The sequence below is a fragment of the Streptomyces sp. NBC_00104 genome, assembly GCF_045160825.1.
Taxonomy (GTDB): Bacteria; Actinomycetota; Actinomycetes; order Streptomycetales; family Streptomycetaceae; genus Streptomyces.
This window is the reverse complement of record NZ_CP108215.1, coordinates 1,051,849-1,066,477: the sequence shown is the minus strand read 5'-3', so window position 1 is coordinate 1,066,477 and position 14,629 is coordinate 1,051,849. Positions and strand designations below refer to the sequence as shown.

Annotated in this window: 11 protein-coding genes and 4 pseudogenes; 6 read left to right on the top strand and 9 right to left on the bottom strand. The window is 70.0% G+C overall.

What is annotated here, in order from left to right; all coding sequences use genetic code 11:
- Positions 1 to 177: 177 nt before the first annotated feature.
- Positions 178 to 759, top strand: coding sequence for a hypothetical protein (locus tag OG272_RS04540; RefSeq protein ID WP_327731108.1), 582 nt, complete (start codon positions 178 to 180; stop codon positions 757 to 759).
- 126 nt (positions 760 to 885) lie between these two features.
- Here the strand turns inward: OG272_RS04540 and OG272_RS04535 are convergent, their stop codons facing one another.
- Positions 886 to 1,668 carry a pectate lyase gene (locus tag OG272_RS04535; protein WP_326584858.1) on the bottom strand — a complete coding sequence of 261 codons (783 nt, stop codon included), beginning with the start codon at positions 1,666 to 1,668 and terminating at the stop codon, positions 886 to 888.
- A gap of 38 nt (positions 1,669 to 1,706) precedes the next feature.
- Positions 1,707 to 2,684, bottom strand: coding sequence for a polysaccharide lyase family 1 protein (locus OG272_RS04530; RefSeq protein WP_327731109.1), 978 nt, complete (start codon positions 2,682 to 2,684; stop codon positions 1,707 to 1,709).
- 440 nt (positions 2,685 to 3,124) lie between these two features.
- Here OG272_RS04530 and OG272_RS04525 point away from each other — a divergent pair, with 440 nt between their 5' ends.
- Positions 3,125 to 4,453, top strand: coding sequence for a PHB depolymerase family esterase (locus tag OG272_RS04525; RefSeq protein ID WP_326584860.1), 1,329 nt, complete (start codon positions 3,125 to 3,127; stop codon positions 4,451 to 4,453).
- A gap of 165 nt (positions 4,454 to 4,618) precedes the next feature.
- A complete protein-coding gene (locus tag OG272_RS04520) occupies positions 4,619 to 5,923 on the top strand; it encodes an SGNH/GDSL hydrolase family protein (RefSeq protein ID WP_327732341.1) in 1,305 nt (434 codons plus the stop codon).
- 31 nt (positions 5,924 to 5,954) lie between these two features.
- Here the strand turns inward: OG272_RS04520 and OG272_RS04515 are convergent.
- The 3 genes and pseudogenes from OG272_RS04515 to OG272_RS04505 form a co-directional block, all read right to left on the bottom strand.
- Positions 5,955 to 6,401 (bottom strand): annotated as a pseudogene (locus OG272_RS04515) (NADH:flavin oxidoreductase/NADH oxidase); the annotation flags it as partial.
- Between the two features lie 20 nt (positions 6,402 to 6,421).
- A complete protein-coding gene (locus OG272_RS04510) occupies positions 6,422 to 7,168 on the bottom strand; it encodes an N-acetylmuramoyl-L-alanine amidase (RefSeq protein ID WP_326584862.1) in 747 nt (248 codons plus the stop codon).
- 516 nt (positions 7,169 to 7,684) lie between these two features.
- Positions 7,685 to 7,854 (bottom strand): annotated as a pseudogene (locus OG272_RS04505) (IS5/IS1182 family transposase); the annotation flags it as partial.
- Here OG272_RS04505 and OG272_RS04500 point away from each other — a divergent pair.
- Positions 7,786 to 8,110, top strand: a pseudogene (locus OG272_RS04500) (winged helix-turn-helix domain-containing protein). The pseudogenes OG272_RS04505 and OG272_RS04500 overlap by 69 nt on opposite strands.
- Here the strand turns inward: OG272_RS04500 and OG272_RS04495 are convergent.
- Entirely contained in the window at positions 8,030 to 9,412 is a 1,383-nt protein-coding gene (locus OG272_RS04495) for a nucleobase:cation symporter-2 family protein (RefSeq protein WP_328222386.1), read from the bottom strand. The pseudogene OG272_RS04500 and the gene OG272_RS04495 sit on opposite strands and share 81 nt — an antisense overlap.
- Before the next feature lie 107 nt (positions 9,413 to 9,519).
- Complete coding sequence (locus tag OG272_RS04490; protein ID WP_327731111.1) at positions 9,520 to 10,863, bottom strand: FAD-dependent oxidoreductase; 1,344 nt, start codon at positions 10,861 to 10,863, stop codon at positions 9,520 to 9,522.
- Between the two features lie 172 nt (positions 10,864 to 11,035).
- On the opposite strand from OG272_RS04490, the gene OG272_RS04485 reads away from it, so the two are divergent.
- Positions 11,036 to 11,566, top strand: a complete 531-nt coding sequence (locus OG272_RS04485) for a DUF6214 family protein (RefSeq protein WP_405892599.1) — start codon at positions 11,036 to 11,038, stop codon at positions 11,564 to 11,566.
- A 27-nt stretch (positions 11,567 to 11,593) separates the two neighbouring features.
- Here OG272_RS04485 and OG272_RS04480 read toward each other — a convergent pair whose 3' ends face one another.
- Positions 11,594 to 12,259 (bottom strand): DUF305 domain-containing protein, encoded by a 666-nt coding sequence (locus tag OG272_RS04480; RefSeq protein ID WP_327731112.1) that lies wholly within the window; start codon positions 12,257 to 12,259, stop codon positions 11,594 to 11,596.
- 194 nt (positions 12,260 to 12,453) lie between these two features.
- On the opposite strand from OG272_RS04480, the gene OG272_RS04475 reads away from it, so the two are divergent.
- A complete protein-coding gene (locus tag OG272_RS04475) occupies positions 12,454 to 13,959 on the top strand; it encodes a hypothetical protein (protein WP_327731113.1) in 1,506 nt (501 codons plus the stop codon).
- A 310-nt stretch (positions 13,960 to 14,269) separates the two neighbouring features.
- Here OG272_RS04475 and OG272_RS04470 read toward each other — a convergent pair.
- Positions 14,270 to 14,600: pseudogene (locus OG272_RS04470) on the bottom strand (HAD-IA family hydrolase); the annotation flags it as partial.
- Positions 14,601 to 14,629 lie beyond the last annotated feature (29 nt).

Sequence of the window (14,629 nt, the reverse complement as noted above, 5' to 3'; positions counted from 1 at the left end):
TCGGCACGCCTGCGCCGCAGGTCAGCGGGCGTGGACGGGTGTGGCGTGCGGAGCGGGGCCCGCTGGGAACGGGCAGGGTGACGGCAGGGTGACCCACATCGCATGAGCATCGGGGGGACCGCCGCCGTATGGGAGAGCGGTCCGGCAGTCCTGCGCGTGTGAGGGAGGGTGCCCCCGATGGTGGCATTCCGTGGTCCGAAGGTGTGGTTGTGGCGGTGGCGGCGCAACCCGCTCAGAAGGCGCGGCGATCGGCTGGAGTCCTGGGTCGTGCTGATCGCCTGGGCGCTGACGCTGCTCGGCGGGGTGGTCACGGGCCTGATGGCCGCCGACTCCGTGGAGTCGGGCCTCGCCCGGCAGCGCGCCGAGTGGCGCCCGGTCGGCGCCGTCCTCACCGAGGACGCGCCGGAGCCGCCCGGCCCGAGCGGTACGGGCACGGAGAAGGTGTGGGCGAAGGTCCGCTGGACGGCGCCGGACGGCTCCGCCCACGAGGGCCAGGCCCGGGTCGATCCCGCCACCCTGATGGGCGCCCCGGTCACCGTCTGGACGGACGCCGAGGGTCTCCTGGTCACCAAGCCCGCCGGCGAGTCCCAGGCGCGGCTGCGCGCCGTGCTCGTCGGCGCCCTCGCGGGCCTGTTCGTGGGCGCCGTGCCCTTCGTGGGCGGCCGGCTCGTGCGCGGCCGTATGGAGCGGCGGCGGATGGACCGGTGGGACGAGGAGTGGGAGCGGATCGCCCCGCTCTGGGAGCGCAAGATCTGGTGAGGACGGGCGGGGCGTGAACGTGACGGTGAGCGCCCCGCGCGCAACGGCCGACGGCCGGACGAGGCCCGTGGGGGGAGGCTCCGTCCGGCCGTCGCGAGCGGACTCACCGGTGAGTGACGAGCGGTCTCACCTGTAGGTGATGTCCGAGGTGGAGTACAGGCAGTTGGTGCTGTCGGGGCCCGTACCGACCGCGGTGGTGTTGTTGTACTTCTGGCACGGGACGACCTTGCGGCTGCTGTCGTTGAGGATCGTGATGCCCCGCAGGGTCGCCACGTCGCCGCGGTTGACGTTGATGCCGACGAGCCGCGCGGTCGAACCCGTCCCGGTCACCTCGATGTTGCTGAGGTTCACCTTGCGGGTGTACTGCGTGGAGCAGTCGCCGCACGAGCGGTACAGCGTCTTGAACTCGCTGACCGCGAAGTTGGAGATGTTCACGGTGCCGGGCCCGTTGTGCTGGAAGACCTTGTCCGCCGCCTTCTTGGCGCCGCCGCCGGTCACCGTGTAGGTGGAGCCGCCGCGGAAGGTCGCCGCGTCCTCGCCGACGTCCTCCCACCACACGTTCTGCAAGGTGCAGTTGCCCTCGCAGTGGATGCCGTCGGCGCCGGGCGCGCCGATGATGACGTTCTTCAGCGTCGCGCCGGCCGCGAGCTTGAAGATCGGGTCCTGGCCCTCCTCCTGGCCGTCGCCGGCCAGGGCGCCGCTGCCGTAGTAGCGGACCATGCCGCCGTCCCTCGTGCCCGACACCGAGATGGTGGAGGACACCGGCTGGCTGCTGCTGGGTGTCGGCCAGGTGGCGGCGTTGGCCGGAGTGGCCCCGCTAGTCATGATCATGCCAAACGAGAGGCTGAACGCGGCGAACGTGCCGGTCAGCGCGCGCGTGCGGGCACGCGGACGTGTTGCAGAAGTCATGTCCCGATTCCTTCTGTTGTCCGGGCGGATGGGGGGTGTCAGAGCTTTCCGGCGCCCGCGCCCGACGTCACCGAGGCGACGACGGAGGAGGCGGGCTCGGCGGTGTAGCCATAGGGCGGGGTGGTGAAGGTCCCCACCCGGGAGATCTCGGTGGCGGCCCCACCGAGGTCGTTGCCGCGCAGATTGGCGTAGCCGTCCACGTCACTGCTGCGGTTCGTGGTCACCGCGACTCCCGTGTTGCGGAAGACGTTGTTCTCCACGAGCATCTGCGCGCCCATGCGCGAGTGGCAGGCGGTCTCGGCGCCGTCCACGTAGTTGTTGTAGAAGTGCCCGGTGCCGAAGCGCAGGCTGGGGATGCGCGAGTAGACGTTGCTGAAGTGGTTGTGGTGGTACGTCACCTTCAGATGACCGGTGTCCTCGGAGGCGTTGTTGTCGCTGTGGCCGACCAGTGAGCCCTTGAAGTGCTCCTTGAAGGTGTTCCAGGACACCGTCACGTTGTCCGAGCCGTGGTTGATGTCCAGCAGACCGTCGTAGTGGTCCTTGTCGTGCGTGCGGTCCGCCGAGAACGAGTTGTGGTCGATCCACACCTTCGTGGACTCCTGGACGGTGATCCCGTCGGCAGGCGCGACCGGCTTGCTGATGGTCAGGTTGCGCACGACGACGTTGGTCTCCTCCTTGATCCGCAGGCCGCCGCCGGTGAACCCGGACGACGAACCCACGCCCAGCACCGTGGTGTTGGAGCCGAGGTCGACCTGACCGCTCAACGGGATCAGGCCGCTCACGCGGACGACCTTGGCCGCGTTGCCGGTGACGGCGCTCTGGAAGGCGGCGAGCGTCGAGACCGTGACAGGGGTGGCGCTGCCGCCGCCGGTGGTCCCGGCGCCGTAGCCGATGGGGGAGGTCTCCGCCGCACCCGCGGAGTGCGGCAGGACGAGGACGGCGGCTGTCGCCAGGGCGGCCGCGGCGGCCACCAGAGCTGATCTTTGCGCCTGTGTACGTGGGGGGACGGTACGCATGCGGGTGCGTCCCTTCAGGGAGAGCTGACGGGCCATGTACATGAACGTTGTTCATCGTGCTGATCGACGCGCGCGAGCGGACGCAATGCGGCGTGGACCTCGATGGAGCAGGTGGAGCGGTTTCTCAGGGGGTGTCGGACTCCGGAGTGCGGGGTCCCTGAGGCGGGTCGGCCGTAGCCGGTTCACACTGCTGAACGGAACGTAGGGGGCAAGCGCTTTCTAGTCAACGCTTTGCGCAAAAGACATTGGGTCGGGCCTGGTGGGGGAGGTGGGCCGCGCCCGCCGGGCGGGCCGAGGGGGCGCGGCGGCTCGGCGGGAGCGAATTCTTTCGACGCGTGGGAGCGCTTCCATGGCAACCATGTCCATGTCACGATGCTGCTCCTGCTGACCTGAACCGACTTCTCCCTTCCGCCGAACGCGTCACAGGAAGGCACGACGACGTGACCCTCACCCCCCACGACCGCACGCGTGGACCGCTGCGCTCGGTGCTCGTCGCGCTGCTGGGAGCGCTGGTGCCCTTGCTCGCGGCCACCACGCTCCTGACCGCGCCCACGGCCGCCGCGGCGGCCGCGAAGACCGAGGCCGCTCCCCGTGCGGCGCTCACCGAGATCACCGGCTTCGGCACGAACCCCAGCAACCTGCAGATGTACCTGTACGTACCGGACAGCGTCACCGCGAACCCGGCGATCGTGGTGGCCGTGCACTACTGCACCGGCTCGGGTCCGGCGATGTACAACGGCACCGAGTACGCCTCACTGGCCGACCGGTACGGGTTCATCGTCGTGTACCCGTCGGTCACCCGCAGCAGCAAGTGTTTCGACGTCGCCTCCCCGCAGGCGCTGACCCGTGGCGGCGGCAGCGACCCCGTGGGCATCAAGTCCATGGTCGACTGGACCGTCCGCACCTACGGCGCCGACACCGACCGCGTCTTCGCCACCGGCATCTCCTCCGGCGCGATGATGACCAACGTCCTCCTCGGCGACTACCCGGACGTGTTCGCCGCCGGTGCCGCCTTCGCGGGCGTGCCCTTCGCCTGCTTCGCCACCACCAACGGCTCCGAGTGGAACAGCGACTGCGCGAACGGCACCGTCACCCGCACCCCGCAGGCCTGGGGCGACCTGGTCCGCGGCGCCTACCCCGGGTACACGGGACCCCGCCCGCGCATGCAGCTGTGGCACGGCACCGCGGACGACGTGCTGCGCTACCCGAACTTCGGCGAGGAGATCAAGCAGTGGACCGACGTGCACGGTGTCGGCCAGACACCGGCCGCCACCGACTCGCCCCAGTCCGGCTGGACCCGCACCCGCTACGGCGGCACCGGTGACCGCGCCCCCGTCGAGGCCATCAGCCTCCAGGGCACCGGCCACAACCTCTACGCCTGGGGCATGGCCGAGCGCGTCCTCACCTTCTTCGGCCTCAACGGCTCCGGCCCCGCGCCCCAACCCCCGGCCGGCCCCTGCAAGGTGACCGTCACCACCAACGCCTGGAGCACCGGCCTGACCGCCTCGGTGACCATCACCAACACCGGTACGACGGCGGTCAACGGTTGGAAACTGGGCTTCACCCTGCCCTCCGGACAGACCGTCACCAACGGCTGGGGCGCTACGTACAGCCCGGTCAGTGGCACCGTGACCGCGACCAACGCCACGTACAACGCCGCGATCGCACCCGGCGCGAGCGTCAGCATCGGCTACCAGGCCAACCACACGGGCAACAGCGCCGCACCCTCGGCGTACACCCTCAACGGCACGGCCTGTACGCCCGCTTGACGTGTCCGACCGTCCGTCCGTCCGTCCGGGCGCCGAGCAGGCGCGCGCCCGGACGGCGTCGGTGATCGGCCCCGCTCGCCCGACCTCCGGAGAAAGGCACCGCCCTTGCACGCGCTCCGCAGCCCCCAGCCCGCCAGGCCGTCGAGCGGGGCGCCGCTCGCGACCGTGATCGCCACCTGTGTCCTCGCCCTGGCCCTCGTCGTGGCGTCGGCCGCCGTGGTCGCCCTGGTCAGGAGCCCGCAGCGGACGGACGGGGCCGGCACCGGCGACGCGGCGACGTCCGCCCGGCACTGGGTGAACACCTGGTCCGCGATGCCACAGCTCACCGAGCCGGCCAACATGCCACCGGCGCCGTTCACCGGGGAGCGCGCCGTGCTGGTCGACACGACTCTGCGGCAGACCGTACGCGTCACCACCGGCGGCGACCGCGTCCGGCTGCGCTTCTCCAACGCCTTCGGCGGCAGCGCCCTGCCGTTGACCGCCGTGACGGTGGCGCTCCCGCTGGGCGGGCGGGCGGGGGTGGGGGCGATCGAACCCGGCACCTCCCGGACGGTGACCTTCAGCGGCAGGGAGGCCACGACCGTTCCGGTCGGCGCCCAGGTCGTGTCCGACCCGCTGGACTTCACGCTGAGGCCGGGCACCAACCTGACGGTGACGGCGTACCTGGCCGCGGGACAGGCCTCCCTCGCCCTCACCTCGCACCCCGGGTCCCGCACCACCTCGTACCTCCGGCACGGCGACCACACCGAGGACGCGGACCTCCCGGGGGCGACCCCGACCAACCACTGGTACCTGCTCAGCGATGTCGAGGTGCTGTCCCGGCCCGCCACCACCGCCGTCGCCGTCCTCGGCGACTCGCTCACCGACGGCCGGGGCTCCACCACCAACGGCAACAACCGCTGGCCCGACCAGCTCTTCGACCGCCTCCAGCGGCAGCCCGGCACCCGGCACATCGCCGTGGTGAACCAGGCGGCCGGCGGCAACCGCGTCCTCAACGACGGACTCGGTCCCAACGCCCTCGCCCGCCTGGACCGCGACATCCTGGCCCACAGCGCCGTCGAACAGCTGATCGTCTTCGAGGGAGTCAACGACCTCGGCACCGCCGAAGCCACTCCCGCCGCCCAGCAGCGCGTCACCGCCGACCTCATCGCCGCCTACGAGCAGATCATCGTCCGCGCCCACGCCCAGGGCATCCGCGTGTACGGCGCGACCCTGCTGCCCTTCGGCGGCAACACCCCGTACGACGACACAGCCGGACACCGCGAGGCGGCACGGCAGGCCGTCAACACCTGGATCCGCACCAGCGGCCGTTTCGACGCGGTCCTCGACTTCGACCGCGCGGTCCGCGACCCGGGCGATCCGAGCCGACTCCTCCCCGACCTCCACGACGGCGACTGGCTGCACCTCAACCCGGAGGGCTACCGGACCCTGGCCGAAGCGGTTCCGGCCCGCCTGCTCCGACGGAGCTGACCGGCTCGGCCGGTGGTCCGAGCCCCGGCTGGACCGACCGGTGGTACTGCTTCGGGCACGTGCGCCTCGCCCCCGAGTTCACGGGCGGTCTGCCGGGCCCACGAAGGGGTGCGCAGCAGCTCACGGCCGAGCAGGACCGCGTCGGTCTCGCCGTTGGCGAGGATCCTCTCGGCCTGCTCGGCCTGCTCGGCTTCCGTGATCAGACCGACCGCGGCGACGGGCACCTGGTAGTCGGCACCGACGGGGATACGGACCCCGGAGGCGTCGCCGCCCGTGGAGACGTCCAGGAGATCCACCCCGTGGGTCTTGAGTTCGGCGGCGAGGCGGACCGTGTCGTCGGCCGTCCACCGCCCTTCTCCAGCCACTCGGTGGCGGAGACACGGAAGAACAGCGGCTTGTCCGCCGGCCACACCTCCCGCACGGCGTCGACGACCTCGAACGCGTAGCGGACCCGGTTCTCGTACGAGCCGTGGTGAGCTAAGCCATCAGCGAGGACGGTCAGACGTTGGGGACCTGCAGCTTGTCCCAACTGGCCTTGCCAGGGATGCCGTTGGCATCGTCCGGCCCGGGGACGGGGTGTGATTCCTTGAAGTGGTCGTACGCCTCCTGAGCCGCCGCGAGGACGTTGTCGTAGATCGTGTCCATGTGCGGGCCGGCGCAGACGGTCGCGGACCAGTGATGGTGGTAGAAGAGGTTGCTCTTGCTGGGGCGTTCGCCGATCACCTTGGCGAAGTGCCAGCCAGCGAGACGTGCGGCGCTCTTCCAGGTGACTTCGGCGACCGTCCAGCCGGGCGCGAGCGTCGCGTTCGCCATTTCGATGCTGATCGAGCTCTGGTTGCCGGCCATGTTGCCGACTGCCCAGGCGTACTCGTTCACCTTGACGTACTGAGCGACGGCACCGGCGGCGTCCACGTCGAAGTGGGCCGAAGCCGGACGCGTCGTCCAGACCTCGAGCACACCCTGGTGCGAAAGCCGGCCGGCGTTGTGGTGCAGGGTGACCGACGTCTTCCTGTAGGACTCGTGGGTGACGTGGCCCGTCGCGCTCAGCTCGTCGATGAGGTTCGTGACGGGACGGTCGTAAGCGATGGCGGGGGGCACCGCGTCGTTCTCGACGCCGTCCTCGGCGAAGGCGACGAAGTCGCTCTCCGGAAGGTCATCGAGATTGTCGATGCCGGGTCCATCGCCGGCGTCTGTCTTCTCGAGAGCCGCCTTCACGTCCTCGTCGTCGAAGTTCTTCTCAGACATGACGCCGTCCTTTCAGTTCCACAACTTTGTGTCGCCAGTGGTACTCAGGATCAGGAATTCTCACGTCACCAGTCGAGATGTCGTCAACCGTCATCGGATCCACGCGGTGGATGTAGATACGGTCGTGCCGCAGGACCCATCCTCGAGACGTTGGGGACCTGCGGCTTGTCCCAACTGGCCTTGCCGGGGATGCCGTTGGCGTCGTCACCTTCGAAGCCGAGCTTCCGCATATTCGGATCGAGGACCGTGAATTGGCCGGAATCCCCGACCAGAGAGGAGATATTGCCGAAATGTGATAACTGTGCCTGCGGGCAAGGGAGGGAATCCCGCTGCGAGCTTCCCCCTGATCGGCGCGTATGCACGTATGCACGTAGGAGATTGAGGATCCTCTTGGCCGCGACTCCACGGTGTGAGGCGGCTTTGTGAGGCGTGCAAGATCACTTATTGCCACGATATGACAATGTCAATGATTGGGCAAGCGGAGTGCATTGCGGTCGTGCGCAGTAGGCGGTGAGACGGGGTGCCGTGGCCGTCGGTGATCAGGTGGTGCTTCGAGCCGGCCCGGCCCCGGTCGACCGGCGAGGGGCCCGTGTGCTGCTCCCTTTTGGGGCTCTGGCGTGGGAGGAGTCGACCACGCAACGGGACCGGTCCAGCCGGGAGTCCGCGTTGAGTTCGGCGAGCAGGATCCCGCACTCGCCGCCGACGGCGACGAGTTCTCGTGTTCGTACTTCGACCTGCCGGTCACGAAGTCCACGGCCACCCACCACTTCCGGGTGCTGCGCGAGAGCGGGGTGATCCGGCAGGTCTACCACGGCACGGCCAAGATCAAGGGCCTGCGCCGGGACGACCTAGACGTTCGACCTAGACGGCCTCTTCCCGGGGCTTGTGGACGCCCCCGTGGGCGCCGCCGCCCGAGGGGTCGCCCGCCTCGGCGTTACCTGAACCGGACCTGGCCGGAAGGTGGTTGAAGAGCAGGTTCAGCGCGATCGCCGTCAGGCAGCCCGCGCTGATGCCGCTGTTCATCACCGTCTGGAACCAGTCCGGGAACTTCGCGTAGACCGTGGGCACCCCGACGGGCAGCAGCCCCACGGCCACCGAGACGGCCACGATCGTCAGGTTGTCGTTGCCTCTGAACTCGACCCGGGTGAGCGTGCGCAGGCCGCTCGCGGCGACCGTACCGAACATCACGAGTCCGGCGCCGCCCAGCACCGGCGCCGGGATCGCCGCGACCACGGCGCCGAGCTTCGGCAGCAGACCGAGCAGCACGAGCATCCCGCCCGCCGCCGCGACGACCCAGCGGCTGCGCACCCGGGTCATGCCGACCAGGCCCACGTTCTGCGCGTACGCCGTGTACGGGAAGGTGTTGAAGACGCCGCCGAGAACCGTGGAGAAACCGTCGGCCCGGAGTCCGTCGGCGAGGGAACGGGGTTTCACCTCGCGCCCGGTCATCTCACCGACCGCGATCAGGTCACCGGTGGTCTCGGTCATGGTCACCAGGGCCACCACCAGCATGGACAGGATCGCGGAGACGTGGAACGTGGGCGCCCCGAAGTGGAACGGCGTGCTGATGCCCAGCCAGTCGGCGTCCTTCACCCCGCCGAAGTCCGTGAAGCCCAGCGGCACCGCGACCGCGAGCCCCACGACGATGCCGATCAGCACGGCGATCCGGCTGAGGAACGCCGGGGCGAACCGCTGCACGCCCAGCACGACGAGCAGCACGAACGCGGCGAGCGCCAGGTTCTTCGGCTCACCGAAGTCCTCCGCGCCGACGCCGCCGGCCGCCCAGTTCCCGGCCACCGGCAGGAGGGACAGGCCGATGACGAGGATGACGGTGCCGGTGACGAGCGGCGGGAAGAAGCGGAGGAGCTTTCCGAACACCGGTGCCAGCAGCATGATCGCCAGACCGGCCACGATCACCGAGCCGTAGATCGCGGGGAGCCCGCCGCCCTCCGTCCCGATCAGCACCATGGGGGAGACGGCCGCGAAGGTACAGCCCTGCATGATCGGGAGCCGTACGCCGAAGCGCCACACGCCGACGCACTGGATCAGCGTCGCGATGCCGCAGACGAGGAGGTCCGCGGTGATCAGGTAGGCGAGGTCGGCGGGCGGGAGCCGCATCGCGCCGCCGACTATCAGGGGGACGGCCACCGCGCCCGCGTACATGGCGAGGACGTGTTGGAGGCCGAAGGCGACGAGGTGGCGGGTGGGGGGTACTTCGTCGACGGGGTGGGTGGTGGATGCCATGGGCGAGACGATAGGGGACTTGAACAGTTTGTTGATTTCTGGGGTGTTGCCTGTGTGTGCTCAGAGTGCGGGCCGGTGGGGGCCGATCGCGCGGTTCGCCGCGTCCCTCAAGGGGTGCCCCGGTGGGCGGCGGTCATCAGGGACTCCCAGTCGGGGAGTTTCACCACACCTCTGCCCAGGGAGGCGCCCAGCTCCGCCTCCGCCCGTTCGATCGCCTGCCAGCCCGGCCACTCGACCGGCCGGCAGCCCTCTGCCCTCAGTGCCGCCAGCGGATCGTCCGGCACGCTGCCGGACGCGAGCGCCGGGGCGTCCTCCAGAAGTGACGTCGCCGTCTCCTTGGCGCAGGGGCGGTTGGTGCCTATCACTCCGGTGGGGCCTCGTTTGATCCACCCGGCCACGTACTCGCCCGGGGACGGCACGCCCTCTCGCAGGACGCGTCCGGCGGTGTGCGGGACCGTGCCGTGGGCCGGGTCGAAGGGCAGGCCGTCGACGGGGACGCCCCGGTAGCCGACCGAGCGGAGGACCAGCTGGGCCTCGATCTCCTCGTACCGGCCGGTGCCCGTCAGGCCGCCGTGGCCGTCGGGTTCCGTGCGCTCCAGGCGTACGCCGCAGACGCGGTCGCCGTCGGCGAGGAGTTCGACGGGGCGGAGGAAGAAGCGCAGCCGGATGCGGTGGCGGCCGCCCGGGGCGGGCGCGGTGGCCCAGCCGCGCAGGACCTCGACGTTGCGGCGCTGGGCGGCGGGGAGTGACGACGGGTCGGCGTAGGCCGGGTCGAGTTCCAGCTCGGCGGGGTTGACCGTCACCTGGGTGTCCGGGAGGGTGCTCAGCTCGCGCAGCTCCTTGGTGGTGAAGCGGGCCTGCGAGGGGCCGCGGCGGCCCACCATGTGCACACGGGTGACCTCGCTGGCGGCGAGGGAGGCGAGGGCGGCCTCGGGCATGTCGGTGGGGCTCAGCTCGGTCGCGCCGCGCGCGAGCATACGGGTGACGTCCACCGCGACGTTGCCGACACCGATGACCACGGCGGATCGCGCCCCGAGGACGAAGCCGTCGGCCCTGGCATCGGGGTGCGCGCTGTACCAGGAGACGAACTCGGTCGCCGACCAGCTGCCGCGCAGCTCCTCGCCCGGGATGCCGAGCCGTCGGTCCCCGGCGGCGCCCACGCAGTACACGACCGCGTGGTACAGCTCCCGCAGCCGGGCCGCCGGCACCCCGTCCGGACCCACCCGGACGCCGCCGAGGAACCGCACCCGCTCGTGCTCCAGCACGGTGCGCAGATTGTTCTGCAGCGACTTGATCTTCTCGTGGTCCGGCGCCACCCCGTAGCGCACCAGGCCGTACGGGCACGGCAGCCGGTCCAGCACGTCGACGCGCACCTGGGGATCCTGCTGGACGAGGCTCTGGGCGGTGTAGCACCCGCTCGGCCCCGAACCGACGACGGCGACACGCAGCACGCGGAACTCCTTACCCGAGGAGATCGCTGATGCCTCCAGGATCCCACCACCGGGCCCACCGGGGGAGGGGCGCGGAGGCGAGAGAGGAGGGTGCTGCGCCGTCGGGGTGCCGTGCGCCCCCGGTATGCGTGGCTGTACGCAGAGAATGTGATCATGCGCTTACGTTGCGTATGTGCTGGAAGCATCCTTTCTCAATCTCTCTGATCGCCACTGGCAGGACGGCGCGGTGACCGTGCGGCCCGCGTGGGAAGTGCAGGAGCACGGCGGCGCCACGGCCTGGTTCAACGCCCGGCTGTCCTTCCCGGACGGCGCCGTGGTCGAGGTGCTCGTCGTCGTCTGCGAGGGCCGGCTGTCCCTGGAGGACGTACACGCCCAGCCGCCGCTGTCCCTGGAGGACCTGACCGAGCTCGCCGACTGGATCGAGGGCCCGCTGTTCGAGGCGTGCGGTACCGCGGCGGAGCCCCTCGACGAGGAGCCGCAGGACGACTCGTACGGGCCCGGGCGCCGGGCCAGGCCCGCGTGGCCGCGCGGTGTGGAGGGGCGGCGGATGGTCGCCGAGGAGTACCTCGCGGCGCAGCGGTCCGGCTACGACCCGGTCCTCGCGGTGATGTGCGCGACCGGGCACAGCCGCCGCAAGTCGCTCCGGCTGATCGCCGGGGCGCGCGACGAGGGCCTGCTCGGCCCCCGTCACGCCCGGCGCTGAGCCCTTGGACCGGGAGCGGCCCCGCGGTCACTTCGTCAGGTCGCGCATCCGGCTGATCTCCGTCGTCTGCTGGGCGATCACGTCGTCGGCCATTTCCTCGATCAGGATGTTGTTGCCCTGCGCCTTCACGTCCGTGGCCATGGTGACCGCCCCCTCGTGATGGGTGATCATCAGCTTCAGGAAGAGCTGGTCGAACTTCTCCCCGTCGAGCGTGCCGAGTTCCGTCAGCTGGGCCTCGGTCGCCATGCCGGGCATCGTCTCGTGGTCGTGCGAAGTGGCCCGCCCGTCACCGCCGTTGACCTTCAGCCAGCCCTCCATGGCCTCGATCTCGGGCTTCTGGGCGGCCGAGATGCGCTCGGCGATCCGCTTCACCTGGGTCGACTTCGCCTGGTCGGGGGCGAGTTCGGTCATCTCCAGGGCCTGGGTGTGGTGCGCGATCATCATGCGCGCGTAGTCGAAGTCCGCGGAATTCGGCGAGTCGTCCTCGGCGCGCTGCTTCTCGACTTCTTCCGGCGAGAGGGTTTGAGCCGCCTCACCGGGTTTTCCGGGGGCGATCACCGCGGGGCCGCTCGACTTGGCGGAGCCGCCGTCGGGGCCGGCGTCCGACCCCGAGTCGCAGCCCGCGAGTGCCAGCAGAGCGGCCGTCAGCGAGGCCGTGACCAGCGGCGCGCGGGATGTGCGGCGAACGAGCACAGTGACCTCCTGGGACACAGCAACGGGCGTACACCTCGTGAGTGTTGACGAACGTTCCTAACACGCTTTCGCGAGCTGGTGATCAAATTTGTTCGTTACAAGTACATTGCCGTCTGTTGATCTGTGCATGATGAAGACGATACTTCGGTGGTGCCTGAACCGTTCAACCGCGAACGGCTACAAGGGAGGACACAGTGACCCTGTTGAACAACCTTCGGACGCGGCGCAGACGTCTGGGGGTCGCCGCGACTGCGGCCGGCCTGCTGGCCGCGTTGCTCACCGCCGGACCGGCGGCCGCGACCCCCGACCCCGGGGACTCGCCCACCGTGCGGGAGAAGGTCTCCAAGAGTGATGCCGCCGAGGCGCGGGAGGCGATAGCCGCCGGCGAGATACCCGGCCAGGACGAGATCGTCCACTCCGCCAACATCCAGCACCTGACCAACATCCCGAAGGAGGCGCTGCCGGGCACCAACTCGGACCTCGCCTTCCAGGGCAAGTACGCCTACGCCGGCAACTACGACGGCTTCCGTGTCTTCGACATCAGCAACCCGAAGGCCCCGAAGACCGTCGCCCAGGTCCTCTGCCCGGGCTCGCAGAACGACATCTCCGTCTCCGGCGACCTGCTCTTCCTGTCCACCGACTCCTCGCGCAGCGACAACTCCTGCAACAGCACCACGCAGCCCGCGACCGAGAAGTCGTCGTGGGAGGGCGTCAAGATCTTCGACATCAGCGACAAGGCACACCCGAAGTACGTCGCCGCCGTGGAGACGCCCTGTGGCTCGCACACCCACACGCTGGTGCCCGAGCGCAGGAACATCTACGTCTACGTCTCCTCGTACTCGCCGAACGCCGCGTTCCCCGACTGCCAGCCGCCGCACGACGGCATCTCGATCATCAAGGTGCCGCGCAAGTCCCCGGAGAAGGCGGCCGTGGTGGGCTTCCCGGTCCTGTTCCCCGGTGAGGGCGCGGACGGCGGCGGCAACCCGGGATCGCCCACGAACCCCGGCGTCTCCAAGACCACCGGCTGCCACGACATCACGGTGCTGCCGTCGAAGGACCTGGCCGCCGGCGCGTGCATGGGCGACGGCATCCTGTTCTCCATCAAGGACCCGGAGAAGCCGAAGGTCATCGACCAGGTCCAGGACAACGTGAACTTCGCGTTCTGGCACTCGGCGACCTTCAACCAGAAGGCGAACAAGGTCGTCTTCACCGACGAGTTGGGCGGCGGCGGCGCGGCCACCTGCAACGCGGCGATCGGGCCGGACCGCGGCGCCGACGGCATCTACGACATCGTCGGCAAGGGCGACCAGCGCAAGCTCGTCTTCAAGAGCTACTACAAGATCCCCCGCTACCAGGCGGACACCGAGAACTGCGTCGCCCACAACGGCTCGCTGATCCCGGTCAAGGGCAAGGACATCATGGTCCAGGCCTGGTACCAGGGCGGTGTCTCCGTCTGGGACTTCACCAACTCCTCGAAGCCCAAGGAGATCGCCTACTTCGAGCGCGGTCCGATCTCCACCGACACCCTCGTCGGCGGCGGCTCGTGGTCGGCGTACTACTACAACGGCTACATCTACTCGAACGACCTGGTGAAGGGCTTCGACGTCCTGAAGATCAACGACCGGCGGACGGATCCGGCCAAGTGGGTCCACCTGCGCGAGCTCAACGTGCAGACCCAGCCGGACTACTTCGACTGGTAGAAGCGCCGCGGCAGATCCCTGTCACCCGTCCCGCCGGGCCCTTCGGGGTCCGGCGGGACGGACCACTCGCGAGCTCTTCATTGACCGGGGCACCGCGCGAGGACATCCTGTAACTCCCGCGTCGGCCGGCAGTCGGCCAACTATACTCAGCGCTTCCGGGCGGCGACCTTACGTGCTCCCTCCCGGCCGTTGTTCGTCCCGGGCCGCACGGGGGACGGTCCGGGACGGACGTCCAGCGGTGACGAACAGCCGATCGGCGAACGCGACTCGAGCACCCGGTCCGACTCGTCGGGCAGCGGCTGACGGCAGTTCAGTCCACCACATCCAGCACCGGTCGCAGCCCGTCCGGCCGTTCGGCGGCGGGCAGCTGGTCGACGAAGTGCACCCCGCACCCCAGAGCCGCGGCACCGCCGTCGGCCCGCCGGTCGTCACCGACCATCAGGGTGTTCCGCGCGTCGACACCGAGCGCCTCGCAGGCGAGGGAGAACAGCCTGGGGTCCGTCTTCCGGCCGCCGTGCTCGTACGACAGCACGTACTCGCCGACGTACGGATCGAGGCCGTGCGCGCCACACCGGCCGCGGATCCCACCCGATGCTGCTCACCACGCCGACGGCCTCTCCGCGATCCCGCGAGGCGGCGAGGTTCTACGGGTTCCTACAGGTGTGGTGGG

What these genes read in the sequence shown, in the direction of transcription:
- OG272_RS04530 (WP_327731109.1), bottom strand. Translation starts at nt 2,684, where the DNA reads ATGCGTACCGTCCCCCCACGTACACAGGCGCAAAGATCAGCTCTGGTG.
- OG272_RS04540 (WP_327731108.1), top strand. Translation starts at nt 178, where the DNA reads ATGGTGGCATTCCGTGGTCCGAAGGTGTGGTTGTGGCGGTGGCGGCGC.
- OG272_RS04535 (WP_326584858.1), bottom strand. Translation starts at nt 1,668, where the DNA reads ATGACTTCTGCAACACGTCCGCGTGCCCGCACGCGCGCGCTGACCGGC.
- OG272_RS04510 (WP_326584862.1), bottom strand. Translation starts at nt 7,168, where the DNA reads ATGTCTGAGAAGAACTTCGACGACGAGGACGTGAAGGCGGCTCTCGAG.
- OG272_RS04495 (WP_328222386.1), bottom strand. Translation starts at nt 9,412, where the DNA reads ATGGCATCCACCACCCACCCCGTCGACGAAGTACCCCCCACCCGCCAC.